The 12,752-nt window shown below is 52.8% G+C and carries 12 protein-coding genes and 1 tRNA gene; 9 read left to right on the plus strand and 4 right to left on the minus strand.

Features of this window, described 5'->3' with window-relative positions; translation table 11 throughout:
* The first annotated feature begins 85 nt into the window (after positions 1-85).
* Positions 86-781, plus strand: coding sequence for a pirin family protein (locus RYZ27_RS12875; RefSeq protein ID WP_406679924.1), 696 nt, complete (start codon positions 86-88; stop codon positions 779-781).
* A gap of 80 nt (positions 782-861) precedes the next feature.
* Entirely contained in the window at positions 862-1,335 is a 474-nt protein-coding gene (locus RYZ27_RS12880; protein ID WP_406679925.1) for a hypothetical protein, read from the plus strand.
* Here RYZ27_RS12880 and RYZ27_RS12885 read toward each other — a convergent pair.
* On the minus strand, positions 1,332-2,426 hold the full coding sequence (locus RYZ27_RS12885) for a DUF3137 domain-containing protein (protein ID WP_406679926.1): 1,095 nt from the start codon (positions 2,424-2,426) through the stop codon (positions 1,332-1,334). The genes RYZ27_RS12880 and RYZ27_RS12885 overlap by 4 nt on opposite strands.
* Positions 2,427-2,497: 71 nt before the next feature.
* Complete coding sequence (locus RYZ27_RS12890) at positions 2,498-2,977, minus strand: MarR family winged helix-turn-helix transcriptional regulator (RefSeq protein ID WP_406679927.1); 480 nt, start codon at positions 2,975-2,977, stop codon at positions 2,498-2,500.
* Positions 2,978-3,063: 86 nt separating this feature from the next.
* On the opposite strand from RYZ27_RS12890, the gene hppD reads away from it, so the two are divergent.
* The 5 genes from hppD to RYZ27_RS12915 all read left to right on the plus strand — a co-directional run bounded on the left by hppD (position 3,064) and on the right by RYZ27_RS12915 (position 5,293).
* On the plus strand, positions 3,064-4,164 hold the full coding sequence (hppD, locus tag RYZ27_RS12895; RefSeq protein ID WP_406679928.1) for a 4-hydroxyphenylpyruvate dioxygenase: 1,101 nt from the start codon (positions 3,064-3,066) through the stop codon (positions 4,162-4,164).
* Positions 4,164-4,391, plus strand: coding sequence for a hypothetical protein (locus RYZ27_RS12900; protein WP_406679929.1), 228 nt, complete (start codon positions 4,164-4,166; stop codon positions 4,389-4,391). The genes hppD and RYZ27_RS12900 overlap by 1 nt, the downstream gene beginning before the upstream one ends.
* On the plus strand, positions 4,391-4,600 hold the full coding sequence (locus RYZ27_RS12905) for a hypothetical protein (RefSeq protein WP_406679930.1): 210 nt from the start codon (positions 4,391-4,393) through the stop codon (positions 4,598-4,600). Before RYZ27_RS12900 ends, RYZ27_RS12905 begins: the two co-directional genes overlap by 1 nt.
* Positions 4,593-5,147 (plus strand): VOC family protein, encoded by a 555-nt coding sequence (locus RYZ27_RS12910; RefSeq protein ID WP_406679931.1) that lies wholly within the window; start codon positions 4,593-4,595, stop codon positions 5,145-5,147. Before RYZ27_RS12905 ends, RYZ27_RS12910 begins: the two co-directional genes overlap by 8 nt.
* A gap of 56 nt (positions 5,148-5,203) precedes the next feature.
* A tRNA-Ser gene (locus RYZ27_RS12915) sits at positions 5,204-5,293 on the plus strand.
* 150 nt (positions 5,294-5,443) lie between these two features.
* Here the strand turns inward: RYZ27_RS12915 and RYZ27_RS12920 are convergent.
* Positions 5,444-6,841 carry a short-chain fatty acyl-CoA regulator family protein gene (locus tag RYZ27_RS12920; protein ID WP_406679932.1) on the minus strand — a complete coding sequence of 466 codons (1,398 nt, stop codon included), beginning with the start codon at positions 6,839-6,841 and terminating at the stop codon, positions 5,444-5,446.
* Positions 6,842-7,032: 191 nt separating this feature from the next.
* On the opposite strand from RYZ27_RS12920, the gene aceB reads away from it, so the two are divergent.
* Positions 7,033-8,688 (plus strand): malate synthase A, encoded by a 1,656-nt coding sequence (gene aceB, locus RYZ27_RS12925; RefSeq protein WP_406679933.1) that lies wholly within the window; start codon positions 7,033-7,035, stop codon positions 8,686-8,688.
* A gap of 49 nt (positions 8,689-8,737) precedes the next feature.
* Positions 8,738-10,363, plus strand: coding sequence for an isocitrate lyase (locus RYZ27_RS12930; RefSeq protein ID WP_406679934.1), 1,626 nt, complete (start codon positions 8,738-8,740; stop codon positions 10,361-10,363).
* A gap of 581 nt (positions 10,364-10,944) precedes the next feature.
* Here RYZ27_RS12930 and RYZ27_RS12935 read toward each other — a convergent pair.
* Positions 10,945-12,312 (minus strand): tryptophanase, encoded by a 1,368-nt coding sequence (locus RYZ27_RS12935; protein ID WP_406679935.1) that lies wholly within the window; start codon positions 12,310-12,312, stop codon positions 10,945-10,947.
* Positions 12,313-12,752 lie beyond the last annotated feature (440 nt).

Below are 12,752 nucleotides of genomic sequence, written 5' to 3' on the forward strand. Positions count from 1 at the left end.
AACTGATTTCAGGTCTCTCATCCTACTCTCCGAGCGCTGGATGAGACATCTATGGCCCATCGCAAACACAGAAAAGGAGCGCGATATGATTGATATTCGACGGTTCTCCGATCTTGGGGCATTCCAAAATGATTGGCTGGATGCCCATTACCATTTTTCCTTCTCCCACTATTATGACCCGGCTCGAATGAGCCATGGCAAGCTGCGGGTCTGGAATGATGATACAATCAAACCAGGCACAGGTTTCCCACCTCATGGTCATCGCGACATGGAGATCATCACCTATGTTCGCTCGGGTGCAATTACCCATAAGGACTCTATGGGCAATGAAGGACGCACGCTGGCCGGTGATGTTCAGGTCATGAGTGCTGGGCGCGGGATTCAACACTCTGAGTGGAATGCCGAAACAGAGGACACGACCATTTTCCAGATATGGATCGAGCCTCGTGAAATCGGTGGGACACCCAACTGGGGCGCAAAGGCTTTCCCAAAAGCCGATCGCTCAGGGAGCTGGTCTATCCTTGCCAGCGGTGAAGGAGACGACGGCGCGCTGCCCATCCGGCAAGATGCCAAAGTGCTGGGCGCAACACTGCGCACTGGTGAAAGCCTCGATTATGAGGTCAAGGCTGGACGGTATGGCTATTTTGCTCTGGCAACAGGTTCAGTTGAACTCAATGGTCAGATCTTGAAGGCGCGTGACGGCGCAGCCATTACAGGTGCAGAAACGATCACTCTAACGGCACTCGAAGACACGGAGATTGTCTTTGTGGATACGATTTAACATTTAAGTGATCGACAAAAATTGGACCGGTACGACAAAAATGAGTATGTTGTATCGGTCCAAACACTGGAGATATTGAAATGAAAAAGGTCTTGTTTACTGCTGCCCTTCTTGCTCTTGCCCCTATCGCAGGCGCAACCACGGTCAATGTCTCCTATAGTGAAGATTTCGCCGAAAAACTGACCGATGATTATGGTGAGCGCGAAGGGGTCAAGCTCTCCGAAGAGATCACAGAAGACCTGATCCGCGAGTTTGAGAAAAAGGGTGTCTCAGTGGCCCGTATTGATGTCATGATCATTGATGCACAGCCAAACCGCCCAACCTTCAAACAGCTCGGTGATCGGCCAGGTCTGGATGCGATACGGTCTATTTCAATTGGCGGCATGTCTCTGGAAGGCACCGCTTATGATGCAGAGGGCAATGTCCTTGGCACCAAGCAGTATGATTGGTTTGAGACGGATATAAGGGATGCGGTAGGCGCAGGCACCTGGACCGACGCCCGCCGCGCTTCGGATCGTTTTGCGCGTCGGTTCGCAACTGATCTGTCTGACTAGAGCTTATCCTTGACCCATTCCCGGGTCAGGAAGCCATCAATGACATCACAGACCAGCCCGATTTCGGTCAGGGCGCTGATATAGCGTTGTGGGTCAACCAAAGGCCGCCAGATCGATCCGGCTTCAAACTGATCCTTGGCTTCTAGCGCAAGGGTCAGATGGTCACCTTCAAAGATGCCACGCAGCTTGCCCCCCTTAAAATGACGCTCAAGAGCGATCAGCCGCTCCATTCTGTCTGGCGTCAGCAAGTAACGCGCCTCGACCTGATCATTTGAATAGACCGTAAAAGCGCGCTCCAGCTCGACTGAGGTCAGGTCAACTTTTTCCAGGTCTTTGTTGGAAAACCACCCCTTGCTCCAGCCCTGTCTGGCAATGACTGTGCGTCCCAGAAAACGGTCTGGGTATCGAATATGGAAGAGCAACCCCTGAAACGTTGTGACGGTTCGGCGGTTTTTTCCGCTGCCCTGCTCTTCTGTCAGTTTGCATTCGACCAGAGAAAAATCAGCCCCGGCACGCTCGCCCTGAATCATATCCTCAAATTTGCGGTCATCCCAACCCGGCATCAGATTTACATCGTCCAGATAGCCGAACGCTGGGGTCGGTGGCTCATCAGACCCACCCCCTGTAAACAGTCCCCCAGCATCCTTGGTTGAAGATTGAGCCTTCATCCAGGCACCTGCTGATTTCCAGTCACTGACACCGGTGACATCAGGGTGGAGCGTATCATAGGCAAAACCAAAAGCCTCAGCGGCGGATCCAACCACAAGCTGCTTGGTTTGAGATTTCATTGCAAATAGCGGCACCCAAGCCACCGCGCTGGCCACGGCTGCAACCATAAACCCAACCACCGCCGTAAAGAATGCAAACTGACCTCTAAGGAAGAGGCCGATAATGACCCCAAAAACAGCAAATGTGATGATCGCGGTAACGATCGTACGGTTGCGCGCTTTTTTGATGGTTTCCACCCGTTGCCGCTCAAGCTCTATGAGGGTTGGCTCAAGTCGCTCGCGCCAAGTGGTCATAGCATTGGCATATTCAGGCCGCTCGTCTGTCAGGCGCGCAAATATCCCATCCATCATGTTGAGCGACATGCTTCCTCCCTCACGTCATCTTTCGGGATGCCTTAGCGATTACCTCCCTGTCAATCATTCCCGTTTGGCTTTCAGCTATCAGGAGTCTTCCACAAGCCCTCTTCAGGCGATACCGCGAACGCCAACTTACCCAGCACTTTCTGGAGCAAGGCCGCTTCGTCAGTGGTTAAGCTATCAAGCAATCCCTGCTCGCACGCCAAAGCCCGCGGGATAATGGCGCGATAGATGCTTAGCCCCGCATCGGTCAGCGCCAGAGGCATACGGCGGCGATCCTCCTCATCGGTAACGCGCTCAACCAGACGACGCTCCAGCAGACTCGCCACGGCGCGGCTGACCGTTGGCTTATCCATAAGGGTGCGTTGAGCCACCTCCGTACTGGTCATGCCCGCTTGTTCCCCAAGAACGGCAATGACCCGCCATTGCCAGATGGAAAGCGCAAATTCGCGCTCATAAATATCAGCGACCTGACGCGACACAGCATTGGACAGGACAGACAGCCTGTAAGGCAGGAAGTCATCAAGGCTCAGGGAGGATTGGGTCTTATCGGGCATAAAGCCAGTCTTCCCCAAACTCGTTTCACTTGCAACCAAGCTGAAAATTGGTTACATTTGCAACTAATTTGCTGAGGAGCGCTCATATGGCTGACTTGTTTGAAAACCCCGCTGGCCTTGATGGCTTTGAATTCATCGAATTTTCAGCCCCTGAGAAAGGCGTGCTGGAGCCTGTTTTCGAAGCCATGGGATTCAGCAAGGTTGCACGCCACCGCTCCAAGGATGTTGAGCTCTGGCGTCAGGGCGGCATCAACTTCATTACTAATTATGAGCCCCGCTCGGCCGCCTGGTATTTCTCGCGCGAGCATGGGCCAAGCGCCTGCGGTATGGGCTTCCGGGTCCGTAATGCGGCCAAAGCCTATAATCACCTGATCAAGCAGGGAGCGGAGCCGGTAAAAGTCGAAACCGGGCCAATGGAACTTCATATTCCTGGCATTCGCGGGATCGGCAACTCGATCATCTACCTCGTTGATCGCTATGCTGATGGCGAAGGTAGCCACACCATCTATGACATCGATTTCGACTATCTGCCCGGTGTTGATCACAACCCAGTTGGCTATGGTTTCGATGTTGTCGATCACCTGACCCACAACGTCTATGGCGGTCGGATGAAGTATTGGGCCGCCTTCTACGAAACACTCTTCAACTTTCAGGAAATCCGCTTCTTCGACATTAAGGGTGAATATACAGGCCTGACCTCAAAAGCCCTGACAGCTCCGGACGGCAAGATCCGCATTCCCCTGAATGAAGAAGGCGAAGGCGGCAAAGGCCAGATCGAAGAATTCCTGCGCGACTTTAACGGCGAAGGCATTCAGCATATCGCTCTCATCTGTGATGATCTTGTCGCTTGCTGGGATCGGCTGAAGGCAACGGGTGTGCCTTTCATGACGGCCCCGCCTGAAGCCTATTACGCCATGCTAGACGAGCGCCTGCCGGGCCATGGCCAGCCCGCAGATGAGCTTCAAACACGCGGCATTCTCCTCGACGGGACAACAGAGGGCGGCCAGCCGCGCCTGCTGCTCCAGATTTTTGCTCAACCACAGCTCGGCCCGGTTTTCTTTGAGTTCATTCAGCGCGTCGGCGATTACAAGGACGGCTTCGGTGAAGGCAACTTCAAGGCCTTGTTCGAAAGCATCGAACGTGATCAGCTGGAACGCGGAGTGTTGAACGTCGAGGAGCCAGCCTAGTGGTAAAAGAAGTAAAAGGCCGCAGAACAAAGCGAGCGCTATGGGTTGGCGGCATCGTTTTCATTCTGATGACCGTTCTTCAGATCGCTGACAACTTCTTCGCTTTCATGCCCGTTGATGGAACCATAAGAGCCGGTATCTTTGGTGGTGTTAGTGGGTTAGTCGCTTCGGTAATTGCGAGATGGATTGTTCCAGTTCAGCTCGATGTGGCCAAGGACTTTGACTGATGACCAATGAACCAAAGAAAGTTACCCTCACCCCAGTCACTGAAGGCCTTATCGGGGCCCTGATCGGCGCTGTTCTTGGCGGATTTCTTTGGATGTCAGATGTCGTTTCCCCAATCGGGGCTATCGGCATCATTGCCGGTATTGGGATTGGCAGCTGGTTCAATGCCTGGCGACGCAGCCATAACAGTGAGACTGACCAAAATGACTGAAACAGCCCCTGCTCTTCACGGCGTGCATCACGTCGCCTATCGCTGCAAGGATGCCAAGGAAACGGTTGAGTTTTACCGCGATGTCCTAGGCATGGATTTCCAGCTTGCCATCGCCGAGGATCACGTCCCCTCAACCGGGGCCTATGATCCTTACATGCACATCTTCCTTGATGCCGGGAATGATAATGTTCTCGCCTTCTTCGAGCTGCCGCAGCAGCCGGACATGGGCCGGGATGAGAACACCCCGCAATGGGTTCAGCATATCGCCTTCAAAGTCGCCACCATGGATGACCTGATGGCCGCGAAGGCACGCGCCGAAGCCCATGGCCTTGATGTCATTGGCCCAACCCATCATGGCATCTTCAAGTCGATCTATTTCTTTGACCCGAACGGCCACCGTCTGGAGCTTGCCTGCAATATCAGCACGCCGGAGCAAATGGCGGAGCTCAAACGCGTTGCACCACTCATGCTGGAAGAGTGGTCACAAACGAAAAAAGCCCCGCGCCACGCCGCCTGGCTGCATGAAAAGATCAAGGATGAAACTTGATCTGTTTCCCCCTCTTGTAAGGCGGGCCGCAAAAGACTAGGAAACCGTTTCGCGCTGGAGAGGTGGCCGAGTGGCTGAAGGCGCGCCCCTGCTAAGGGCGTATACGTTAACGCGTATCGAGGGTTCGAATCCCTTCCTCTCCGCCACTTCCTCTTCCGCTATCTTTGCAAAATATCCAGAATCTACTCTGTCAGCGCGTTATCGTCATCCGCCTCGAAGATGAGCATAGGCTACCCGCCAACTCAGATTAATCTTCGCTGCTCATATCCGAATACCACTCGATGGATACTATTAAGCTATGAGCTTTTCACTTTTGGCGGCTCAAACTCATAGAGCGAGATGCCCCGCGCATGGGCATCGAATTTGAGCTTGCGGTTAAGCGGGGCGTGGGCGCGGGAGGCGCAGTTTTGACGATCGCATAAATAGCAATTCACACCGATCAGTGTTGGTTCCTGGTCTGAGAGATTCATGCGATCAAAATAGACGAGATTATCGGCATAGGCCCGGTCACACCCCAGACCAATGGCAACCCGTGCAGGCGGACGGCCATGATAACCTCGCGACCGCGTTATTGCCTTTGAAATTGAGACATAAGTTGTGTCATCCGGCATCTGGATGAGCTGAGTTAAAGTCTCTCCGGGTTGTTCAAACGTGCGGTGAATATTCCAGATCGGACAGGCCCCACCGAACTTGGAGAAATGAAAGCGGCCAGCACTGAAGCGCTTGGAGACATTGCCCGCCGCATCAATGCGCAAGAAGAAGAATGGGATACCGCGCGCATCTGGCTTCTGAAGCGTTGTCAGTCGATGAGCTGTTTGCTCAAAACTTGTCCCGAAACGATGGCTGAGCAGGTCCACATCATATCGGGTATCCTCACATGCCTTCAGGAAACGGTCATAAGGCATCAGGAGAGCCGCTGCGGCGTAATTTGCGAGTGAGACACGCAACAGGCCAATCGCTGTTTCATCCTGAATGCCAGACTCTGCGGCCAAGCCGTCAATGAGGTCTCGATACTCTATGAAGATAAGCTGGAAAGCGAGTTGGAATTGCCGCCCGGTTGGATGAAGCAGCTCGGAGATATCAATACCGGAGCGGTGCCGATCAAAATACCTGAACGATGATGGCATTGCCGATGTTGGCAGAATGCGGATCTTAAGCTCATGCTTCTGCTCGAGGCGCTCCTGGATTGCGATATCGATGGGTTTTCGATTTTTGGTGAGCTCAGCATAGAAGGCTGAAGCAGCCTCATCCAATCTTGGGAAATAGTTATTTTGATCATGAATGTACTGGCGGATTGTCTCAACCGGACGCGCTGACTCCTCCAGTAATTCAACCTTCTCGCGATCAGCCAGAGGATTGGCATCTGAGTATGTGTTGAGGGTCAGTTCACGATAGCGTTCATGGAGGCGCAGGAAGGCTTTTATCACCTCTGGGCTGGCACCGACGAGATCTTCGGTTTCATTCTTGCTGACCTGAACACCCCCAAAAACCGGATCACGCAACGCCGTGTACAACTCGTTTACAAGCGTCGCGTCTGTATCTTTCGCAAGATCAGAGACGTTAATGTCAAACTCTTCAGCCAGCCTCAACAAGACTGCAGCACTGACCGGACGCTGGTTACGCTCAATCAGGTTCACATAGGTCGCGGAGATATCAAGCCGCTTTGCGAAGTCAGCCTGAGTCAGCCCCAGCATGGTGCGCAAACGCTTTACACGTTGACCAATCAGAAGCTTTCGCTTTCCCGCCTTAACCATAACAAACCTTACAACAATTACACTTCTTGATTTACACAAAAAACAAGAAAACCTATTATTTACAATACGCTATAGACCCATACAAAAATTTGTAAATATTGAGCAGCGACTTCTAACGCTTGGAGATCGCGATGCCCGATACACTCATACAGGACCCAAAGGCTGCACAGCCAACACCCGCCCACCGCAGGCCCGCGGAAGTACCAGGCGGTGTTCCCGCCAGTTACGACCGAGTTCTAACCCCGGGCGCTCTACTGTTTATTGCTGACCTTGAGCGTAGATTTGGGCCACAGCGCCGCATCCTGCTTGAGAACCGTCGGCTCGCCCAAATGCGCTATGATGATGGAGAGCTGCCAGAGTTTCCGCCTGAAACCGCGCACATCCGCAAGTCTGTCTGGGAAGTCGCACCCGTTCCAAAAGCTCTGCAAGACCGCCGTGTTGAGATCACCGGGCCCGTTGATCGCAAAATGATGATCAATGCGCTGAATTCCGGTGCGAAAATGTTCATGGCCGACTTTGAGGACGCTTCCTCCCCGACTTTCGAGAACATGCTCGACGGTCAAGCAAACATGCAAGACTATGCAAGGGGTTCGCTCTCATTTGATGACGAGGCGCGTGGTAAATCATATCGCCTGAACGAAGAGACAGCGACCATGCTGGTCCGCCCTCGCGGCTGGCATCTGGAAGAAGCTCACGTCCTCGTCGATGGCAAGCCGATGTCTGCAAGCCTGTTCGATTTCGGCCTGCACTTCTTCCATAATGGCAAGGCCCTGACTGAGCAGGAAAAGGGCCCCTTCTATTATCTTCCGAAAATGGAGACCTATCAGGAAGCCCGCCTGTGGAATGATGTCTTTAACTTTGCACAAGCTGCACTCGGCATTCCAAATGGGACGATCAAGAGCACTGTCCTGATTGAGACCCTGCCAGCCGCATTCCAGATGGACGAGATCCTCTATGTCCTGCGCAACCATATTGTTGGCCTCAACTGTGGGCGCTGGGATTACATTTTCAGCTATATCAAGACCTTGCGCAATCATAAGCAATTCGTCCTGCCTGATCGCGCACAGGTTGGCATGGATCGCGCCTTTCTGAAGGCTTACTCGCTACAACTCATCAAGACGTGTCACCGCCGCCGCGCCCACGCCATGGGCGGTATGGCCGCGCAAATCCCGGTTAAAGGGGATGAGGCGGCGAATGCTACTGCCTTTGACAAGGTTCGCGCCGACAAGAAGCGTGAAGTCGATCAGGGCCATGACGGCACCTGGGTCGCACACCCGGATCTGGTTCCAGTTGCGATGGAGGTTTTTGATGCCGCCATGCCGCAAGCCAATCAGGTTCTGAGTCAGCGTCAGATGCCACAAATCACAGCCGACTCCCTGCTTAAGCCGCATACTGGGGACGTTACAGAGGCTGGCATTCGAACCAACATCTCTGTGGGTATCGAATATACGGCAGCCTGGCTTCGTGGACGCGGCGCCGTTCCGATCCACAACCTGATGGAAGACGCCGCAACGGCGGAAATCTCCCGCAGTCAGCTTTGGCAATGGCTGCACCATGGCACTGAGTACAAGGATACTGACGGCAATGCCCAGAGCTTTGATCAGGCAACCTTCGATCGTCTGCTCGAGGATGAAGTCTCGAAGATCAAAACAACGCTCGGCGATGCTGACTTCGCAGACGGTCGCTACCCGGAAGCCACCAAGGTTTTCGTAGAGACCGCAACCGGCGAAACGCTCGCCGACTTCCTGACCCTGCCCGCCTATGACGTGCTGCGCACGCTCTCATAACCCTCAAACAAATCTCAAAAACAACTTCGAATTAGACGAGGATAAACCGATGACTCAACGCCCAACCTATAAGCAACTTATGGCTGAAACTCTTGAACGCTATCCCGAAGGCCGCACGCGCGCCGGGCTTAGCATTGAGGATGTTGTTCAGCTGAAAATCCAGAATACTTACAATACGCATCTCGACATTGCCCGCTCTATGGCAGGCGTCATGCGCGAAGATATGGCCGCCTATGACGCTGACCCTTCCAAGTTCACACAGTCTCTTGGCTGCTGGTCCGGTTTCCACGCGCAGCAGAAAATCAAAGCCGTAAAGCGTATGCGCGGCACTGCCAAAGGCACTTACATCTATCTGTCCGGCTGGATGGTTGCTGGCCTGCGCAACAGCTTTGGCCACCTGCCTGATCAGTCCATGCACGAGAAGACCGCTGTCGCTGACCTGATCAAGGAAATCTATATTTCTCTGCGTCAGGCCGATGAGGTTGCCCTGAATGACCTTTTCAAAGAGCTTCGCGAAGCCCGCGAGTCAGGCGCTGACCAGTCTACTCTGGACGAAATCATTTACCGTATCGACACGTTCGAAAGCCATGTTGTGCCAATCATTGCCGACATTGATGCTGGCTTTGGCAATGAGCACGCGACTTACCTGTTGGCCAAAGAGCTGATCCTTGCTGGTGCTTGCTGCCTGCAAATTGAGAACCAAGTCTCTGACGCCAAACAGTGTGGCCACCAGGATGGTAAAGTGACCGTTCCACGCGAGGACTTCATTACCAAGCTGCGCGCCTGCCGCATGGCCTTTGAAGAGCTTGGCGTTGATGAAGGTGTCATCGTGGCACGTACAGACAGCCTTGGTGCTGGCCTGACCCAGAAAATCCCGGTTTCTCAAGAAGCTGGTGACCTTGCCGCCGAATATATCAAATGGGTTGAGACCGAAGAGATCACAGCCGCAAACCCCCTGCGTGAAGGCGAAGTTGCCCTTCAGCGTGACGGCAAAGTTGTTCGTCCACTGCGCATGCCGAACGGTCTCTATAAGTTCAAAGAGAATACAGGCCGCGATCGCGTGATCGAAGATTGCATCAGCTCACTGACTGAAGGTGGTGCTGATCTGCTCTGGATTGAAACTGCAACGCCAAACGTGGATGAGATTGCCTCTATGGTGAACGCAATCCGTGAAGTCGTTCCGGATGCAAAGCTGACTTATAACAATAGCCCAAGCTTCAACTGGACCCTGAACCTGCGTAAGCAAGTTCGTGAGCAGTGGATTAGCGAAGGCAAAATTGGCGCAGATGACTACCCGGAAGGTGTCGCGCTGATGTCTGCCAAGCTGGACGAAACAGAGCTGGGCCTTGAAGCAGATGCACGCCTGCAAAGCTTCCAGACAGACATCTCAGCCCGCGCCGGGGTGTTCCACAACCTGATTACCCTGCCGACCTTCCACCTGACCGCCAAAGGTATGGACGAGCTGTCCAATGGCTACTTCGGCGAAGAGAAAATGCTGGCTTACGTTAAGAATGTACAACGCGAAGAAATTCGCCGCGGTGTCTCTGCCGTGAAGCACCAGCACGAGGTTGGCTCTGACCTTGGTGACACATTCAAGGAAATGGTTGCCGGCGACCGCGCCCTGAAAGCCGGCGGCGCGCACAACACCATGAACCAGTTCGTCGCTGCGGAATAAAATACTAAACAGCATAGGTCCTGCGTAGAGCGTCACCGCACGCCTCTACGCAGGACCTATCCCCATAAAAGACAATATCAGCGGAACTCCGCGCCTAATACATAGCTATATTAAACTAACCCGAAACCGCTATCTCGGTTTCTTTTCCGAGCACACTCCAAGACACTTCTGATATTTCAAATCATGACCTGAGGTCATCTAAGCTGAGGTGATACGTATATTCGGGGTCCACTTTTTGTGTTGCACAAGATCTATCCCACGAGCACAGCATTCATGCTTGCTATTAAACCGCCAAGTATGGAGCGCTAGATTTAATCCCATCTTCGCTAGCATGCTCTGGAGCCAGAACGCCTCATCCATCCGGCAACATTCTCTGCTCCAGCAACACTCCTGTTGCCCCAAGAAGATGCTGAAAGACTCAAAGCATATTTGGATGGTGAAAACCTCATAAGGCAGGCAGAGTTTGGCAGTAAATCAGCGCCTAAAGTCAAGAATTTCTGGGCACACAATCAAGTGCTTGTTACTATAGCTACGAAGATCAAATAACCTGTGGGTGCAATCATCCAAAGGACGCTTTCCCGCTATGGTAAAGGTTCAAAGTCTGCTGTGAAGTGACGCATCATTGGGGCCTCCCGAGTGATGCGCATACCCTTCAAATCGCCTCTTTTCTCAGAAACAGCGGCACAGACTTCCACAACATAGTCAGCGTGGCTTTGTGTGTAGACGCGACGCGGCATTGCCAGCCGGACCAGATCCATCATTGCCGGCGCTTCCGAACCATCAGGTTTGCGCCCAAACATAACCGTACCAATCTCACAGCTGCGAATTCCCCCCTCTTCATAGAGCGCACAGACCAGAGTTTGTCCTGGGTATTGCAGTGGCGGGATATGCGATAGAAAACTGCGCGCATTAATAAACACAGCATGGCCGCCTGCAGGCTTTACCACCGGTATGCCCAGATCATCCAACCGCTCCGCAATGTAGGCATTGGTCCGCACACGATAACGAAGGTAGTCCTCATCAACAATCTCCGACAAACCCTGTGCGATTGCGTCAAGGTCTCGTCCGGCAAGCCCACCATATGTTGGAAAACCTTCAGTCTGGATGAGACGCGTACGCGCTTCATCGGCCAAGGCATCATTATTCAATGCTAACCAGCCACCGATATTGGCAAAAGCATCTTTCTTGGCACTCATTGTCATGCCATCCGCGAGCGCGAATGTGTCTCTTACAATGTCTTTGATTGACCTGTCCTTCTGCCCTTCTTCGCGAAGCTTGATAAACCAGGCATTCTCGGCGAAGCGACACCCATCAATAAAGAATGGTTTGCCATACTTGCGCGCCAGCTTTGACGCATCTCGAATATTCTCAAGACTGACTGGCTGACCACCACCCGCATTATTTGTGATCGTAATCATCACAGCAGGCACATCTTCACATCGCGTCTCCAGCAAATCCTCAAGAGCAACAAGATCAAGATTACCCTTAAAAGGGTGATCCAGTGCGGGGTCACGGCCTTCCGCAATAAGTAAATCCAGTGCCTCTGCCCCTGCAGCTTCGATGTTGCCACGTGTGGTGTCAAAGTGCGTATTTGAGGGAATGACATGCCCTGGTTTGGCTATCAGTGAGAAGAGCAAGTGCTCTGCGGCGCGTCCCTGATGAGTGGGGATGATATGTTTGAAGTCCATCAAATCCTTCACGGCCGCCTCAAAGCGGAAAAAAGACGCTGCCCCTGCATAGGATTCGTCTCCTTGCATGATGGCACCCCATTGGGCCGCACTCATCGCAGAGGTGCCCGAATCAGTCAGCAGGTCAATGATCACATCCTCGGCATGTAACTTAAAGAGGTTATGCTTAGCCTTTCGAAGAAGCGCCTTGCGTTCTTCTTTGGTCGTCATTCGAATAGGCTCAATTGACTTGATACGGAATGGCTCAATGATCGTTTTCACTTCTAAGGCTCCTATAAAACAGCCTCAAAAGCTCATCCGAGGCTGATCGCCGCGGTTGCTGGTTACATGATAACCCGCCGCGCTCAGCGTCCGATGTGATGCTTCCAGTACATCCCGAAAGCGATGCAAGTCAACGAGAAACCATGGGTATCATTTCCGTGGACCCTTACGGTACGCTTGGACCTCAATCTAATCTGCGTTGGCTGGACTGTCTTATCAATGCAGCCGTATTCACTTATGATAACAGGTCCTATCCTAGCCAGTAATGTCTATTTTCCAGACAAACGGACTCCTGTTCCCCCTCTTTTTTGTTTGTTTAGTAAGCTGGAAGTCATAACACGCATCCTGCTCGAAGGCTTGTGCCTACGAGCTGACATCAAACGGATAGATATGACACGACCAAGGAATTAAATCGGCATAAGCAGTTCACCTATATTGGA

Origin of the sequence: Hyphomonas sp. FCG-A18, from assembly GCF_045287255.1 — a bacterium.
In the GTDB taxonomy this organism is placed as follows: Bacteria; Pseudomonadota; Alphaproteobacteria; order Caulobacterales; family Hyphomonadaceae; genus Henriciella.